The 15,046-nt window shown below is 57.4% G+C and carries 16 protein-coding genes and 2 tRNA genes; 16 read left to right on the top strand and 2 right to left on the bottom strand.

The window, feature by feature from the left end:
- Nucleotides 1-435: an HIT domain-containing protein gene (locus QPM17_RS01600; RefSeq protein WP_285388214.1), complete on the top strand. Its 435-nt coding sequence runs from the start codon at nucleotides 1-3 to the stop codon at nucleotides 433-435.
- Nucleotides 436-583: 148 nt separating this feature from the next.
- Here QPM17_RS01600 and fabR read toward each other — a convergent pair whose 3' ends face one another.
- Entirely contained in the window at nucleotides 584-1,207 is a 624-nt protein-coding gene (gene fabR, locus QPM17_RS01595; RefSeq protein WP_285388211.1) for an HTH-type transcriptional repressor FabR, read from the bottom strand.
- Nucleotides 1,208-1,535: 328 nt separating this feature from the next.
- Here fabR and aspS point away from each other — a divergent pair, with 328 nt between their 5' ends.
- The 15 genes from aspS (at nucleotide 1,536) to nadA (ending at nucleotide 13,518) form a co-directional block, all read left to right on the top strand.
- The gene (gene aspS / locus QPM17_RS01590; protein ID WP_285388208.1) at nucleotides 1,536-3,341 is read left to right on the top strand and encodes an aspartate--tRNA ligase; all 1,806 of its coding nucleotides are present in this window, start codon (nucleotides 1,536-1,538) and stop codon (nucleotides 3,339-3,341) included.
- A gap of 51 nt (nucleotides 3,342-3,392) precedes the next feature.
- The gene (locus tag QPM17_RS01585; RefSeq protein WP_285388206.1) at nucleotides 3,393-4,142 is read left to right on the top strand and encodes a YebC/PmpR family DNA-binding transcriptional regulator; all 750 of its coding nucleotides are present in this window, start codon (nucleotides 3,393-3,395) and stop codon (nucleotides 4,140-4,142) included.
- Nucleotides 4,143-4,151: 9 nt separating this feature from the next.
- Entirely contained in the window at nucleotides 4,152-4,682 is a 531-nt protein-coding gene (gene ruvC / locus QPM17_RS01580; protein WP_285388205.1) for a crossover junction endodeoxyribonuclease RuvC, read from the top strand.
- A 30-nt stretch (nucleotides 4,683-4,712) separates the two neighbouring features.
- Nucleotides 4,713-5,345, top strand: a complete 633-nt coding sequence (ruvA, locus tag QPM17_RS01575) for a Holliday junction branch migration protein RuvA (RefSeq protein ID WP_285388203.1) — start codon at nucleotides 4,713-4,715, stop codon at nucleotides 5,343-5,345.
- Nucleotides 5,346-5,489: 144 nt separating this feature from the next.
- Entirely contained in the window at nucleotides 5,490-6,518 is a 1,029-nt protein-coding gene (gene ruvB, locus QPM17_RS01570) for a Holliday junction branch migration DNA helicase RuvB (RefSeq protein WP_285388201.1), read from the top strand.
- Nucleotides 6,511-6,954 (top strand): tol-pal system-associated acyl-CoA thioesterase, encoded by a 444-nt coding sequence (gene ybgC / locus QPM17_RS01565; protein ID WP_285388198.1) that lies wholly within the window; start codon nucleotides 6,511-6,513, stop codon nucleotides 6,952-6,954. The genes ruvB and ybgC overlap by 8 nt, the downstream gene beginning before the upstream one ends.
- A 14-nt stretch (nucleotides 6,955-6,968) precedes the next feature.
- Nucleotides 6,969-7,658, top strand: coding sequence for a protein TolQ (tolQ, locus tag QPM17_RS01560; RefSeq protein WP_285388195.1), 690 nt, complete (start codon nucleotides 6,969-6,971; stop codon nucleotides 7,656-7,658).
- A 43-nt stretch (nucleotides 7,659-7,701) separates the two neighbouring features.
- Entirely contained in the window at nucleotides 7,702-8,148 is a 447-nt protein-coding gene (gene tolR / locus QPM17_RS01555) for a protein TolR (protein WP_285388192.1), read from the top strand.
- A gap of 21 nt (nucleotides 8,149-8,169) precedes the next feature.
- Nucleotides 8,170-9,201, top strand: a complete 1,032-nt coding sequence (tolA, locus tag QPM17_RS01550; RefSeq protein WP_285388190.1) for a cell envelope integrity protein TolA — start codon at nucleotides 8,170-8,172, stop codon at nucleotides 9,199-9,201.
- A gap of 89 nt (nucleotides 9,202-9,290) precedes the next feature.
- Entirely contained in the window at nucleotides 9,291-10,544 is a 1,254-nt protein-coding gene (gene tolB / locus QPM17_RS01545; RefSeq protein WP_422732715.1) for a Tol-Pal system beta propeller repeat protein TolB, read from the top strand.
- Between the two features lie 71 nt (nucleotides 10,545-10,615).
- A complete protein-coding gene (gene pal, locus QPM17_RS01540; RefSeq protein WP_285388188.1) occupies nucleotides 10,616-11,194 on the top strand; it encodes a peptidoglycan-associated lipoprotein Pal in 579 nt (192 codons plus the stop codon).
- Nucleotides 11,195-11,206: 12 nt separating this feature from the next.
- Entirely contained in the window at nucleotides 11,207-11,986 is a 780-nt protein-coding gene (ybgF, locus tag QPM17_RS01535; RefSeq protein ID WP_285388186.1) for a tol-pal system protein YbgF, read from the top strand.
- 84 nt (nucleotides 11,987-12,070) lie between these two features.
- Nucleotides 12,071-12,146, top strand: a tRNA-Lys gene (locus QPM17_RS01530).
- A gap of 67 nt (nucleotides 12,147-12,213) precedes the next feature.
- Nucleotides 12,214-12,289, top strand: a tRNA-Lys gene (locus QPM17_RS01525).
- Between the two features lie 167 nt (nucleotides 12,290-12,456).
- Nucleotides 12,457-13,518 carry a quinolinate synthase NadA gene (nadA, locus tag QPM17_RS01520; protein WP_285388184.1) on the top strand — a complete coding sequence of 354 codons (1,062 nt, stop codon included), beginning with the start codon at nucleotides 12,457-12,459 and terminating at the stop codon, nucleotides 13,516-13,518.
- A 2-nt stretch (nucleotides 13,519-13,520) separates the two neighbouring features.
- Here the strand turns inward: nadA and QPM17_RS01515 are convergent, their stop codons facing one another.
- Nucleotides 13,521-14,999 (bottom strand): M48 family metalloprotease, encoded by a 1,479-nt coding sequence (locus QPM17_RS01515; protein WP_285388182.1) that lies wholly within the window; start codon nucleotides 14,997-14,999, stop codon nucleotides 13,521-13,523.
- Nucleotides 15,000-15,046 lie beyond the last annotated feature (47 nt).

Raw genomic sequence — 15,046 nt, 5'->3', positions numbered from 1 at the left:
ATGAGTGGGGCTGAGCAACCATTTGTGCTACATGAGCGCCTCGAGGCAGATACGATCAGCCTGGGGCAGAGCGGATTGTGTGAGATCCGGCTGATGAACGACAGCAACTGGCCCTGGGTTCTATTGGTGCCCCGTGTTGCGGATGTCCGTGAGATCTATCAGCTGACTCAGGAACAGCAACAGCAGTTGCTGGCGGAGTCTTCCGTGCTCGGGAAGGGCATGATGGAGTTATATGGCGGTGACAAGCTGAATGTGGCGGCATTGGGCAATATGGTGCCGCAGCTTCACCTGCATCACATTGTGCGTTTTGACGGTGATCCGGCATGGCCCGGGCCGGTCTGGGGTAAGTTACCTCCCAAACCCTATGGGGATGCCGAGCTGGCTGAACTTGAACGCCGGCTGGCTCCACTTGTTGACAGCCTGAATCAGGCCTGACAAAAAAAGCCCGCCGGCTGGCGGGCAGAAAGTCGCCGTGATCAGGCGACGAAACAACAATGGAGGATAGGCTCTATCCCACGTCATTGACGGTTTTTGGATCCGTAAGGTTCCAAATATTTGTCATCCGACGCGTGGGGGCGGTGGGTTACTTCCCCACCGAGTGCCTGCTGAGGGTTCTTGAGCCTACGAGGACCATTCTGAGTTCGGTTTTTAGCTTCACCTTGAGCTCGTCCCGTTCCTTGGGGGTGGCATCGAGGGCCTCGGCGCCCTGGTTGAATACCAGGGTGACCATGGCCTCGGCTACCAGTTTCGGGTCAGACAGCGGCTTTTTCTGTTCCTCTGCAATTCGCGCCAGGTCTGCTGCCAGCTCGGTCACGAAATGATCGATTTCAGCCTTGATGGCGGTGCGGAAGGATTTCGACACGCCAGTACTTTCCCTGAGCATAAGGCGGAACAGGTTGGAGTTGTTGCCCAGGTATTCCATGAATGTGTCAACCGACGTGCTGATGGCGCTGCCATCCCTTGCGATCCGTTTGCGCGCCTGACGCATCAGTTGGCGCAGGGCCACGCCGCCTTCATCCACCAGTGCCAGCCCGAGTTCGTCCAGTTCGGCAAAGTGACGGTAGAAGGAGGTAGGCGCTATGCCGGCCTCGCGTGCCACTTCCCGCAGGCTCAAACTGCCAAAGCCACGGTCCGCACTCAGCTGGGCGAGGGCGGCATCCATAAGGGCGCGGCGAGTGCGAAGTTTCTGTTCGGCTCTGGCTGACACGGGCGACTCCAAGGGCTGGTAAAGCGGCCTAGTTTAGCGGCCAATGGATTTACCGTCACCCACGGTGACGGAAGCCTGATTTTCACGTCTATTGTGTTTATAATGGGCCGCTTTTCCAGTAAGGTCGCCAGTTAATTTTCGCGATCAGGACTTGGTGCAGGCAAGCAGGTGGAGATGGCCTTCCGAAACACGCTGTAAATACGTCCGTGTACGCTCGGCTCCGCCATCCATGGCTCCGCACGGTTTCGGAAGGCCATCTCCACCTGTTTGCCCAGAACTTTGAGTCAAACGAATACGTCAGCACACATTACACACAACGGGAACCGGTATGCGCAGTCATTATTGCGGTGGAATCAACGAATCTCACATCGATCAGGAAGTCACACTTTGCGGTTGGGTTCACCGTCGCCGCGACCACGGCGGAGTGATCTTTCTGGACCTCCGTGACCGGGATGGCATTTCCCAGGTGGTATTCGACCCGGATACTCCCGAGAGCTTCAATCTGGCGGAGAAAGTCCGCAGTGAATTCGTTATCCAGGTGACAGGCCGGGTGCGCCGTCGTCCTGCCGGTACCGAGAACGCCAACATGTCCACCGGGCAGGTGGAGCTTCTGGGCAAGCAGCTGAACATTCTGAACGCTGCAGCCACGCCTCCGTTCCCGCTGGATGAGCATGTGGATGTGGGCGAAGATGTTCGCCTGAAGTACCGTTTTGTGGACCTGCGTCGCCCGGAAATGCTGAACCGCCTGCGTTTCCGTTCCAGGGTTACCAGCTATATCCGTAACTTCCTGGACAGCAACGGCTTCATGGACGTGGAAACCCCGATCCTGACCCGAGCAACACCGGAGGGTGCCCGTGACTATCTGGTTCCCAGCCGGACCCACGAAGGTTCCTTCTTCGCGCTGCCCCAGTCGCCGCAGTTGTTCAAACAGTTGCTGATGGTGTCCGGTGTTGACCGGTATTACCAGATTGCCAAGTGTTTCCGCGATGAGGATCTGCGTGCTGATCGTCAGCCGGAGTTTACCCAGGTTGACGTGGAAGCCTCGTTCATTGACGAGGAAACGCTGATGACGCTGAACGAAGACATGATTCGTTCACTGTTCCGGGATGTACTGGAAGTGAATCTGCCCAAGTTCCCTCGCATGCCTTATTCGGAGGCCATGCAGCGTTACGGCAGTGACAAGCCGGACTTGCGGATCCCGCTCGAACTGGTGGATGTAGGTGATCTGGTTGCCGGGGTGGATTTCAAGGTATTTGCCGGTCCCGCCAACGACCCCAAGGGCCGTGTGGCTGCCCTGCGTGTTCCCAGGGGCGGCGAGCTGACCCGCAAGCAGATCGATGACTACACAAAATACGTGGGTATCTATGGTGCCAAGGGCCTGGCTTACATCAAGGTCAATGACCTGTCGAAGGGTGTGGAAGGTCTTCAGTCGCCGATCATCAAGTTCCTTGGAGATGACATTGCGCTGGCAGTTATTGAACGTGCCGGTGCAGAAGATGGCGATATCGTGTTCTTCGGTGCAGACAAGACCAACGTTGTCAACGAGGCGCTGGGTGCGCTGCGCATCAAGGTCGGCCATGACCTGAATATGCTGACTTCCGAGTGGGCGCCGCTGTGGGTCGTGGATTTCCCGATGTTCGAGGAAACAGCGGACGGCGGCCTGACTGCAATACACCATCCGTTTACAGCTCCATCCTGTTCAGCCGCCGAACTGGAAGCTTCGCCGGCAACCGCATTGTCTCGCGCCTACGACATGGTGCTGAACGGCACCGAGCTGGGTGGTGGCTCCATTCGTATCCACGACGAAAAGATGCAGGAGAGTGTATTCCGCACCCTGGGTATCGGCCACGAAGAGGCACGTGCCAAGTTCGGGTTCCTGCTGGATGCGCTCAAGTATGGTTGTCCTCCCCATGGTGGCCTGGCCTTTGGACTGGATCGCCTGATCATGCTGATGACCGGCGCCAGCTCCATTCGCGACGTGATCGCCTTCCCGAAAACCCAGAGCGCCACCTGTCTGATGACCCAGGCGCCTGGCGAAGTGGACGATAAGCAGCTGCGGGAGCTGCATATCCGTCGTCGCAAGCCGGTCGCCAAGGCTGGCGAAGACAAAGAAAATACGTCAGAGAATCAGTAACGCGAATCAGGAGCACACTTGTGTGTGCTCCGTCACTGGACGGAGTTGATCATGGCTGGACACAGTAAATGGGCCAACATCAAACACCGTAAAGCGGCACAGGATGCCAGGCGCGGCAAGATCTTCACCAAGATTATCCGCGAGTTGACGGTCGCGGCCCGCCAGGGCGGGGGTAATCCCGATGACAATCCGCGGCTGCGGGGTGTTATCGACAAAGCCCTCACTGCCAATATGAAGAAAGATACCATCGAGCGAGCCATTGAGCGTGGCTCCGGTGATGGTGACGACAGTAACTACGAAGAGCTCACCTACGAGGGTTATGGCCCTGGTGGCGTGGCCATTCTCGTGGAAGTTATGACAGACAACCGTAATCGTACGGTTGCCGATGTGCGCCATGCCTTCAACAAGATGGGGGGTAACCTGGGCACCGACGGTTCCGTGGCGTATCTTTTCAGCAAACAGGGCATCATCAGTTACAGTCCGGAGATGGACGAGGACCGTCTGATGGAGGCCGCACTGGTTGCGGGGGCCGAGGACCTGGCTACCCTGAGCGATGGCTCGTTCGAGATTGTTACCACTCCGGATCAGTTTCTTGACGTCAAGCAATCCCTGGTGGATTCCGGGCTGGTGCCGGACAATGCCGAAGTGACCATGGTGCCATCAACGACCGTAGAGCTGGACGAGGAAGGTGCGGAGCCGATTCTCAGGCTGATTGACATGCTCGAGGATCTGGACGACGTGCAGAATGTCTATCACAACGCCGATATTCCGGCCGAGGTGATGGAGGCGCTCCACCAATAAGGATGCTATGTGTCGATAATCATGGGGGTCGACCCCGGTTCCCGCATCACTGGTTACGGCATTATCCGTGCTGAAGGCCGGCTCATTGAGTACATTGACAGCGGGTGTATCCGGGTTGGCGAAAAACCCATGGCGGAACGCCTGCAAACCATATTTCACAGTCTGGCAACGCTGATCGGGGAATACCGTCCGGGGGAATTTGCCATTGAGCAGGTGTTCATGGCGCGTAACCCGGACTCCGCCCTGAAACTGGGGCAGGCCAGGGGGGCGGCAATCGTGGCTGCTGCCAATAGCGGACTGGAGGTTCACGAGTATTCCGCCCGGCAGGTCAAGCAGGCTGTGGTGGGCAAGGGGGGAGCCGACAAGGCCCAGGTGGCGCACATGGTTCAGGTACTGCTGTCCCTTTCCCGTAAACCACAGGCGGATGCCGCCGACGCACTCGGCATTGCGCTTTGTCACGCCCACATGAGCCAGAGTGTGGCGAAACTGGCTTCCGACGGTGGCGGCAAGGTGCGTGGCGGCCGGGTGCGAAGACAATAACAGGCTCATTGCAGTCCAGGGAGAAACCCGTTGATTGGTCGTATTCGAGGTATCCTGATCGAGAAAACCCCCGCCCAGGCACTGGTGGAATGCGCCGGGCTGGGTTATGAAGTCGACATTCCCTACACCACTTTTTTCAACCTGCCTGAAAACGGTGAAGAGCTGGTTCTCCACACCCACTTTGTGGTTCGCGAAGATGCCCAGAGCCTCTATGGCTTCTCGTCCCGCCTGGACCGCGATCTGTTCCGTCTGCTGATCAAGGTGAACGGCGTGGGCCCGAAACTGGCCGCAGGAATCCTGTCAGGACTGGACGCCAACCAGTTTATCCGCTGTGTGGAAGCCCGTGATGCAAGCGCATTGGTGAAGCTCCCGGGTGTCGGCAAGAAGACTGCCGAGCGTCTCCTCATTGAAATGGCGGATCGTATAGGGCAACTTGAAGGACAATTTACGCCCGGGTCGGCGAATACGACAGTCAATGCCGGCGCGCCGGGGGCTGGAACGGCAGCGGTTCACCACCCGGCAGAAGAGGCGGAGGCAGCCCTAATTGCCCTGGGTTACAAACCTCAGGAGGCGTCAAAAGCCATTAGCAGGGTCGCTGCGGATGGTATGTCGAGCCAGGAGCTGATCCGACTGGCGCTGCGGAACATGATCCCTGCCAGCTAGCGTGCCATCATCCCGGGCGGGCCTGGCGCGCATTGTGTAGAGAGCGTAACGTGACAGCAAAAGAACCGTTTGTACAATTGGGGCATCATTATCCCGAGACGAGAGTACATGCATGGTGTTGATTCCCTCTGAGCGGGTAGTTCAATGATTGAATCGGATCGCCTGATTTCATCCCAGGCCGGACAATACGAAGAAGTTCAGGATCGGGCGATTCGCCCCGGCCTCCTTGCCGACTACGTCGGTCAGCCGGCTGTGCGGGAGCAGATGGAAATCTTCATCTCGGCAGCACGTGGGCGCCAGGAAGCTCTAGACCACGCGCTGATCTTCGGCCCTCCGGGTCTTGGCAAGACCACCCTCGCCAACATCATTGCCAACGAAATGGGCGTGTCCATCAAGACTACCTCCGGCCCGGTGCTGGAAAAGGCCGGTGATCTGGCCGCCATGCTGACCAATCTCGAAGAAGGCGATGTGCTTTTCATTGACGAAATTCATCGTCTCAGCGCTGCGGTGGAAGAAGTCCTTTACCCTGCCATGGAAGACTATCAGCTGGATATCATGATTGGGGAAGGCCCGGCCGCACGATCCATCAAGCTGGACCTGCCACCGTTTACACTGGTTGGTGCAACCACCCGGGCCGGCTTGCTGACGTCACCATTGCGGGACCGGTTTGGTATTGTCCAGCGTCTCGAGTTCTACAATACCAAGGACCTTACCGACATCATTCTTCGTTCCGCGCGACTGTCATCCGTCACGATTGATGACAACGGCGCCTACGAAATCGCCCGCCGTTCCCGGGGCACACCCCGCATTGCCAACCGTCTGCTGAGACGGGTGCGTGACTTTGCCGAGGTAAAGGCGGATGGTTGCATCAGCGAATCCATTGCCGACCAGGCCCTGAACATGCTGAAAGTGGACGCCCTCGGATTTGATCACATGGACCGGCGGCTGTTGTTGGCGATGATTGAAAAGTTCGACGGTGGACCGGTGGGCGTGGAGAGCCTCGCGGCAGCCATCAGCGAAGAGCGGGGTACGATCGAGGATGTACTTGAGCCGTTCCTGATCCAGCAGGGTTACATGGTGCGCACGCCCAGGGGGCGAATGGTGACCTCAAGTGCCTATCAGCACTTTGGCGTTTTGCCGTCCGGGCCTGAGCGGGAGGATCTGTTTGACTGAGCGCTACGAGCCATCATTCGGCTTGCCGCTGCGGGTCTATATTGAGGACACCGACGCTGGCGGTATTGTATATCATGCCAGGTACCTGCATTACATGGAGCGGGCCCGGACCGAGTGGGTGCGCAGTCAGGGCGTCGGCCTGCGGGCGGGTCTGGCGGAGAATATCAGTTATGTTGTCCAGCGGTTGTCCATCCATTACGGCTTACCAGCCAGGCTGGATGATGAGTTACGTGTAACCGCAGAGCCGGTAGCGTTCGGCCGGGTATGGATGGATTTCCATCAACAGGTGGTGCGGATTTCAGATGAGGCTGTGCTGGCGTCGGGGGACGTTCGCGTGGCCTGCATCGCACTGGATTCCGGTCGGCCCCGGCGCCTGCCCGCTAACATGTTGGAGTTGCTGGAAAGCGACAGAAAAACCAATTCACAAGTGGAATAATCCAGGAGTAAAAGGTGGAGTCAGAACTTTCTGTTTGGTATCTCGTCGCCAATGCCGGCGTACTGGTCCAATTGGTCATGCTGCTACTTGCGCTGGCTTCCATTGTTTCCTGGGCATTGATCTTTCAGCGCCTGAAGGTTTTCCGCCAGGCCAGACAGGCCCAGTTCGCGTTCGAGGAGCGGTTCTGGTCGGGTATGGATCTGGGGCAGCTTTACCGGGAAGTGAACAGCAACCCGACACCTTTCTCTGGCATGGAGTCGTTATTCCGGGCCGGATTCAAGGAATTTTCCCGCTTGCGCCAGCAAAGTCGCGATGCTGATGCAGTCATGGAGGGGACACAGCGTGCCATGCGTGTTGCTTTCTCGCGCGAACAGGAACGGTTGGAAATGCACCTGCCATTTCTTGCAACAGTCGGGTCAACCAGCCCCTATGTGGGTCTGTTCGGTACGGTCTGGGGCATCATGAACTCGTTCCGTGGTCTGGCGCAGGTCCAGCAGGCAACACTGGCAACCGTGGCGCCCGGTATTTCTGAAGCATTGATAGCCACCGCCATGGGTCTGTTTGCGGCGATTCCCGCGGTTATTGCTTACAACCGCTTTTCTGCGATTTCGGACGCACTGCTGAAGAACTACGAAACATTCGCCGACGAATTCTCCAGCATTCTCCATCGCCGTGTGCACAGCAGCGAGCCATCAGGGGCATGATGACGTTTATCAGTAACGCACATCCAGTCGGGAGAACAGACACATGAAAGGCATGGGAATGATGCCGGCGAATCGCCGCAAACCGATGTCGGAAATCAACGTTGTGCCCTACATCGACGTTATGCTGGTGCTGTTGATTATCTTCATGGTAACCGCGCCAATGCTGACCCAGGGCGTCAAAGTCGATTTGCCGGAAACCACCTCGGAGCCGATCCAGTCTGACAAGAACGTGGAGTCCATTGTGGTGTCGGTGGACAGTAACGGCGCCTATTTCATGGACGTGGGTGATGAAAGCAGTGAGCCAATGTCGCTGGCGGACGTTCGTGACCGGGTATCGAAGATCCTCTCCCAGCGTACAGACCGTGAAGTGCTGGTTCGGGGTGATGAGCACGTGGAGTATGGTACCGTTGTTCGTCTGATGGCCCAGTTGCAGGCCGCCGGGGCGTCGAATGTCGGATTGATCACCGAAGCACCGTCCATCGATGAGTAATCAAAGAGCAGGCAGGTTTTTGTGAGAGGTCATGAGCGTGATGTAACCAGTACGGGCCAACCGCCATGGAAATCGCCCGTCGCGCTGTCGATCCTGCTCCACGGGCTGATTCTGGGTGTGGCGCTGGCGGGTTGGTCCTGGACGAATCCAGCTCCCGATCCTCAGCCGCCCAGCATTTCCGCCCGCCTGATTACGCAGAACGAACCCGAACCCAGCCCGGTCACGGACGTGGTTGATCAGCCTGATCGTGACGAAGAGCGCAGGCAGGAACAGGAACGGCAAAAACAGGAAGAAGCTGAACGCCGTCAGGCTGAAGAAGAGCGTGCCCGTGAAGAGGCGCGTCGTATACAGCAGGAAAAAGAAAAGGAACAGGAACGCCAGCGCCAGGAAGAAACCGCCCAGCGTGAACGCGAGCAGCAGCGCAAGGCTGAAGAGGCCGCCCGCCAGAAAGCCGAGGCAGAAGCGAAGGAACGTGAACGCCAGAAAGCCGAGGAGGAGAAGCGGCGCCAGGAAGAGGCCGCCAGAAAGGCCGAAGAGGAAAAGCGTCGTGCCGAGGAACAGCGCCGGAAAGAAGAGGCTGAGCGCAAGGCCAGGGAGGAGCAGGAACGGCTGGAAGCCGAGCAAAAACGCAAAGAGCGTGAGCGCCGGCTGAAGGAGCAGCAGCTTGAGGCTCTGGCCGAAGAAGCCCAACAGGAGCGCGCTGCCGAGGAACGCCGCCGCAGGGAAGCTGCTGCAGCGAAAGCACGCGAGGTTCAGATGCTGTCGGAAAGCCAGAAGTATCAGGCGCTGATCCGCGAGCGACTGAGCCAGGCCTGGTATCCGCCGTCATCGGCAACAGAAGAAATGACAGCGAGGTTGCAGATTACCCTGTTGCCAACCGGTGAACTTGCCGAGGTAAAGCTTGTCTCCAGCAGTGGTAACACCGCGTTTGATAACTCGGCGTTGGGGGCGGTGAAATCGCTGAACCGGTATCCGATTCCGGATGATCGTGACACATTTGAACGCTATTTCCGCCAGTTTACGATTGAGTTCAATCCCAGGCGGTTAAGATAAGGATAATGGGGACACAGATGACCAACCGGACAAATGCAGGAACAAGGGTCGCGAGAGCGGCCGTAACATGGCTGTTATTGCTCAGTGTGATGATTGCAGGCAGCCCGGCCAGTGCCGAACTGCTGATACGGATTACCGAGGGGGCAGACTCCGCTATTCCGGTGGCTGTGGTTCCTTTCTCCGAATCAGGAGCCATGCCGTCGGGGGATCGGATAAGCAGTATCGTCCGGGATGATCTCACCATGACTGGCGAGTTCCGCCCGTTGCAACCGGAAAAAATGCTCAGCCTGCCTTCAAAAGGGGATGAGGTTTACTTTCGCGACTGGCGGTTGCTTGGCCAGCGCTATGTTCTGGTCGGCCAGTTAACCCGCAAGGGCGATAGAATCGAGGCCCGATACGAATTATTCGATGTTAACCGCGAAGAGCGGGTAATGGGCGCAACAGCCTCGGCTTCCGTCAACAACCCCAGGAGCCTCGCGCATCACATCAGTGACCGGGTGTATGAAGCCATTACCGGTGTGCCCGGCGCGTTTTCCACCAAGCTGGCCTATATCACACTTGAGCGCTCGGGGGGAGAATCGCTTTACCGCCTTCAGGTCAGTGACGTGGATGGTAAGCGCGCCAGGGTGAGGCTGGAGAGCGATGAGCCTATCCTTTCTCCGGCATGGTCACCGGATGCAAAGAAACTGGCTTATGTGTCGTTCGAGACCGGAAAGCCCGCCATTTATATTCACGAGCTTTCATCGGGTAACCGTACCCGTGTTGCCGACTTCCCCGGGCTGAATTCGGCACCGGCGTTTTCGCCAGACGGTCGCTCACTGCTGATGACACTGTCAAAGGATGGCAATGCTGAAATCTACAAAATGGACATACAGAGCCGAACGCTCAAAAGGCTGACCAACCACTGGTCCATCGACACCGAGCCTGCCTATGACCACACCGGCGAAGGTTTCTTCTTCACATCTGACCGCTCAGGAGGCCCCCAGATCTATCATAAGGCCAGTTATGATGCGGAGCCGCGCAGGATCACCTTTGGCAGTCGCTACAATGCCCGGCCGCGCCCCGACAACGAGGGCAAATACGTCTATTATGTGCATCAGCGTGACAGGGCGTTTCATATCGCCCGTACTGACCTGAGAACCGAAGAGGAGACCGTTCTTACCCGAACGGAATCTGATGAGTCACCCAGTGTCGCCCCAAATGGTCGCATGTTGATTTATGCCACAAAGCAGAGTGGAAACAGTGTACTGACTGTAATTGCCGCAGATGGTGGAGCAGCTTATAGTTTGCCAGCTTCAAAAGGCGACGTACGCGAACCGGCCTGGTCACCAATTGCCCGCTAGACCGGAACCCGGAACCCGATCGGTTCGTTCGTATTCATGAACAAGAGATCATCAACAGGAAGGAAGTAAATATGAAAATCACAGCACCACAAAAAGCACTGGCCCTGGTTTTTTCGCTGGGTCTGATTGCCGGTTGTAGCAGCACCGGTGATACCACAGAGGGCGGCATGGCCGGCTCTGACGTATCTGCCGTGGACCAGGATGGCGGTAGCACCGTTTATGGCGGTGATGATGAGGGTGGTGTGTCCTCCTCCGATATGACCGAAGAGCAGCGCCGTGCGGCCGAAGAGCGTGCCGAGCGTGCGGAAGCGGAAGCGATGCGTGATATCACCACGTTCTACTTCGACTTCGATACTGCTGAAATCAAGCCCGAGGCCCGTGAAGTGCTGGTTGCCCATGCCCGTTACCTGCAGGCCAATCCCGGCCAGGACGTGCGCATTGAAGGCCATGCCGACGAGCGCGGCACCAAGGAATACAACCTTGCGCTGGGTGAGCGTCGCGCGAATGCCGTTCAGCGTTTCCTGATCGTGAATGGTGCCTCCCGTGGTCAGACGGAAACCATCAGCTATGGCGAAGAAAAGCCGGCCGTTATGGGTTCCAGTGAAAGTGCATGGGCTCAGAACCGTCGCGTTGAACTAGTTTTCCAGTAACAGGCGATCACCATGAGACATTTGCTCATGGCGACAGTGCTGCTCCCGCTTGCCCTCGGGCAGGCGGGCGGTGCGCTGGCGCAATCCGTTTCCCCGGTGTTCCAGGACAACGCATCCGAGGCTGAACGCAAGGCTGGCAACAGTCAGGCCAATGCAGAGCTGTTCTACATGATCCAGCAACTTCAGGGGGAAGTCCGCCGGTTGCAGGGGCGAATAGAGGAACAGAAAAACCTGATTGACCGACTGACCAAGCAGTCGCGGGACCGTTACATTGATCTTGATCAGCGGATTCTGAAACTGTCCGAAAAGGTGGCGGAAGCGCCTGCAGATAACTCCGATGCCAGTGAATCCACGGCAGGAGCGGGAACGGGTGATTCCGGCGTAAAAACCAGAATCTACCGTCAACCCTCCAGCGAGGAGCAGAAAGCCTATCAGGAGATCCAGACCCTGATTCATCAGGAAAAGAAATACGACCAGGCCATTAACCGGTTGTATGACTTCATCGATGAGTATGAGGAGGGCGATCTCACCGTGAATGCCTACTACTGGCTGGGTGAGGTTTACCTGGTTGAGGATCAGCTTGAACAGGCCCGGCAGGCTTTTACCATTGTCGCCACCCGTTATGGTGACCATCGCAAGGCTTCTGACGCCGTTTACAAGCTAGGTGTCACGCTGGATCGGCTGGGTAACAAGGAACAGGCGCGTTCGCGGATGGAAAGCGTAGTGAGTGATTACCCGGGCACCAGTGCTGCCAAGCTGGCGCAAAAGTATCTCGATTCCGGTAGCCGTTGATTTTATTGGCGTGAAGAATGTTGAGAAACCTGAAGATTAGGGGTTGATCGGCGCTGAAAAATCATTACTATATGCGCCTCGTTTGGGTCGTTAGCTCAGTTGGTAGAGCAGTTGGCTTTTAACCAATTGGTCGAAGGTTCGAATCCTTCACGACCCACCAAATTGCAAACGAAGCGGTGGGCAGAGTCATCGTTTTGTTTCAGGTCCGGAAGCGGGCTGATAGTTGCGGGTCGTTAGCTCAGTTGGTAGAGCAGTTGGCTTTTAACCAATTGGTCGAAGGTTCGAATCCTTCACGACCCACCAATAAAACAGAAAGCAAACTGCTTTCTGTTGAAAAAAGAGCCCTCGGCTGCAATAAAGAGCCTTCGGGCTCTTTTTTTTTGGCTATACGGTCATACATCTGTCCGTAAGGAGCGTAATTCGCTCCGGATGATATACTCCGCATGTTAACGCAATACAGAGATGCATGAATGACTGTAGGTGAAGACCGTATTCTGGTTCAGGAGCACCTGGCACACCAGGCTGAGCCAAAGAGCCTCAGCGAGGCAGAGAAAGCCGAGCTTGAATCCCGTATCCGCGCCGCCCTCAAGGCTGAGGATGCAGTGCTCGTGGCTCATTACTATACAGACCCGGACATACAGCGCCTGGCCGAGGAGACCGGTGGCTGTGTGGCGGACTCCCTTGAAATGGCAAGATTCGGGAATCAGCACAAGGCGTCAACCGTCGTTGTTGCGGGTGTTCGCTTCATGGGCGAGACCGCCAAGATTCTCAACCCTGAGAAACGGGTGCTGATGCCAACCCTCGAAGCCACCTGTTCCCTGGATATAGGCTGTCCGGCTGATGAATTTGCGGATTTCTGTGACCAGCATCCCGACAGGACCGTGGTGGTTTACGCCAATACCTCTGCAGCAGTGAAGGCGAGAGCAGATTGGGTGGTCACCTCGAGTTGCGCCCAGGCGATCGTGGAGACACTGGATGCCCGTGGCGAGAAAATTCTGTGGGCCCCGGACAAGCACCTCGGCCACTATGTCCAGAAGACCACCGGGGCTGACGTCCTGCTTTGGGACGGTTCCTGTATCGTGCATGAAGAGTTCAAGTTCCGTGGACTTGAGGACCTCAAGGCGTTGTATCCGGATGCCGCAGTACTTGTTCATCCGGAATCGCCCGACGCCGTGGTGGAAATGGCCGATGTGGTGGGGTCCACATCACAACTGATCCATGCCGTACAGACGCTGCCCAACGAGCAGTTCATTGTTGCTACAGACAACGGCATTTTCTACAAGATGCAGCAGATGGCGCCCAACAAGACCCTTATTGAAGCCCCTACGGCAGGGAATGGTGCAACCTGCCGCAGCTGCGCCCATTGCCCATGGATGGCCATGAATGGCCTTGAGAACCTGTTGTCGGTGATCGAGAACGGCGATCAGGAAGTCCACGTGGACCCGGAATTGCGGAAAAAAGCACTGAAGCCCCTCCAGCGGATGCTGGACTTCACCGCCAACATGAATCTCAAAGCAGCTGGCAACGCCTGACCTCAGCTGCGCTGTTGATTGAGCCTGGAGGACACCTGGGACAGGCGCTCGGTGACGACTTGTCTGAGAGGTGCGCCGGGCGGCAGCCTTTCCTGAGCCTGGCGTAACTGGCGCTGTGCTGATTCCAGGTCGCCCATTAGGATGTCGTGCTCGGCCCGGGCCCGGTGAACGCCCACAATATTGCGTGCCATCCCCTCCGCTTCCGCGAGCCGCAGCCAGAGGTGTTCCTTCTGCGGTAGCTCCCGTGTCAGCCGTTGCAGGTATTCCGCAGCGCGCTCCCCATTGCCGTCATCCGTTTCCACTCGCGCCAGCATATCGGTAATGGGATAGTTGCCCGGATTCCGGTCCAGTGCTTCTTCCAGCAGTTTACGGGCCTGGTCAAGGTGACCCTGTTCAATCATGGCTTCAGCGAGGGTGACCTGGTAGGTGATGCGTCCGGGTGTCCCCCGAAGTAACTGCTCAAGCTCATTGACTGCGTCGCTGTAGTTGCCACTACGGATCAGGGCCACTGCGAGGCCATAGCGGACAGCATCGGGCTTTTCGGTATCCGGGCGATCCAGATAATCCCGGAAGGTTTCCACGGCAACCTCCGGTGACCTGGCATATCGGACCTGCAGTCTGGCACGAACCAGATGGTATTCCTGGGCATCCGCGACATCTCGACGGGGGTATTGCTCAGCGCGGTTGCGGGTGTCGGAAACCCGGCTCTGGGTGAGCGGGTGGGTAGAGAGGTATTCCGGAACCCGATTTCCCTGCAGGCGATTCTGGCGCATCATGATTTCGAACATTTCCGGCATCCCCCTGGGGTCCATGCCGGCGTCTGCCAGTATTTCCATGCCTACGCGGTCGGCTTCCTGTTCATGGGCCCGGCTGTAGGCGAGCATGTTCTGCACCGCCAGCGCCTGGGTCCCCGCAATAGCAGCAATGCCGATATCTGACTGGGTGACCGCTGACAGCACAATTCCCGCGATCATACCGGCAATTGTCAGCGGTGTGCTCGCTTCCTGCTGTTCCAGGCGGCGGGCAAAATGACGCTGGCTGAGGTGCGCCAGTTCGTGGGCGAGTACCGAAGCAAACTGCTGTTCGCTGCTGGCGTTCAGGAACAGCCCGCCGTTGACTCCGACAATGTTCCCGGGAACCGCGAAGGCATTGATGTCCGGGCTATCGATAATGGCCAGGGTGAGGTCACTACTGGAAAGCGGGGCGGAAGGAACCAGCTTGTAGATAACCGAACTCAGGTAGTCGTAGACCAGCGGGTCGGTAATCTGGGGTGCCGACCGGCGGATTGAAATCATGACCTGGCGACCAATGTCCGCTTCCTGTTGGCCGGAAATGAGCCCGCCTCCGGCACCGCCTATGGAGGGCAGGGTGGTGTCCGGTGATTGTGCCAGCGTTTTACCTGATAACACCGTCAGCAGTAGCAGAAGTGCAAGCGCCGGTATGCTCTGCCAGGGTTTGGGGTGTCGATCTGTCGGGGTCATGGGTGGACGGTGTCCCTTGTCATATGATTGGCTCAGACAGCATTGTG

Source organism: Marinobacter azerbaijanicus (genome assembly GCF_030250645.1).
In the GTDB taxonomy this organism is placed as follows: domain Bacteria; phylum Pseudomonadota; class Gammaproteobacteria; order Pseudomonadales; family Oleiphilaceae; genus Marinobacter; species Marinobacter azerbaijanicus.
This window is presented reverse-complemented; position numbering and strand designations above follow the sequence as displayed.

Excerpts from the sequence above, each read along its gene's own strand:
- QPM17_RS01600 (WP_285388214.1), top strand. The coding sequence starts at position 1 with ATGAGTGGGGCTGAGCAACCATTTGTGCTACATGAGCGCCTCGAGGCA.
- aspS (WP_285388208.1), top strand. The coding sequence starts at position 1,536 with ATGCGCAGTCATTATTGCGGTGGAATCAACGAATCTCACATCGATCAG.
- QPM17_RS01585 (WP_285388206.1), top strand. The coding sequence starts at position 3,393 with ATGGCTGGACACAGTAAATGGGCCAACATCAAACACCGTAAAGCGGCA.
- ruvB (WP_285388201.1), top strand. The coding sequence starts at position 5,490 with ATGATTGAATCGGATCGCCTGATTTCATCCCAGGCCGGACAATACGAA.
- tolR (WP_285388192.1), top strand. The coding sequence starts at position 7,702 with ATGAAAGGCATGGGAATGATGCCGGCGAATCGCCGCAAACCGATGTCG.
- tolB (WP_422732715.1), top strand. The coding sequence starts at position 9,291 with ATGATTGCAGGCAGCCCGGCCAGTGCCGAACTGCTGATACGGATTACC.
- pal (WP_285388188.1), top strand. The coding sequence starts at position 10,616 with ATGAAAATCACAGCACCACAAAAAGCACTGGCCCTGGTTTTTTCGCTG.
- ybgF (WP_285388186.1), top strand. The coding sequence starts at position 11,207 with ATGAGACATTTGCTCATGGCGACAGTGCTGCTCCCGCTTGCCCTCGGG.
- nadA (WP_285388184.1), top strand. The coding sequence starts at position 12,457 with ATGACTGTAGGTGAAGACCGTATTCTGGTTCAGGAGCACCTGGCACAC.
- QPM17_RS01515 (WP_285388182.1), bottom strand. The coding sequence starts at position 14,999 with ATGACCCCGACAGATCGACACCCCAAACCCTGGCAGAGCATACCGGCG.